Origin of the sequence: Burkholderia cepacia (genome assembly GCF_001039005.1) — a bacterium.
GTDB classification, from domain to species: Bacteria; Pseudomonadota; Gammaproteobacteria; order Burkholderiales; family Burkholderiaceae; genus Burkholderia; species Burkholderia theae.
Map to the genome: position 1 here is coordinate 1 of NZ_LDWR01000133.1, position 410 is coordinate 410.

Annotated in this window: 1 pseudogene; it reads right to left on the reverse strand. The window is 65.4% G+C overall.

What is annotated here, in order from left to right:
* Window positions 1-410, reverse strand: a pseudogene (locus tag VL15_RS38645) (hypothetical protein); the annotation flags it as partial.

Genomic DNA, 410 nt, shown 5'->3' on the forward strand with positions numbered 1-410 from the left:
GACAGCGCCGTCGACAGCGTCGACTGCACCGCATTGAGCTGGTTCACGTTGACCGCGTCGGTGCCCTGCGTGCCCGGCGCCACGTTGATGATCTGGCGCTGCTGCGTATCGCTGCCGACCGACACCACGTTCGAGCGGCCGCCGTCCGTCGAATTCGCACCGATCGCCACGGAGTTCGAGCCCGCTGTGACGGTCGGCTTGTCGGAGCCGGTACCGTTCATGTCGGCCGCGACGCCGGCGGCGTTCGTCGTATTCGTCGTCATCAACGTGGACAGCTGACTCAACTGGTTGTTGATGTTCGTCACACCTGTCGACAGCGAGGCCACGTTGTTGTTCGTCGTGCTCAGGCCGGTGGACAGGGAGCTGAGGCCGGCCGCCGTCGACGTCGACAGCGTGTTGATCGCGGTCGA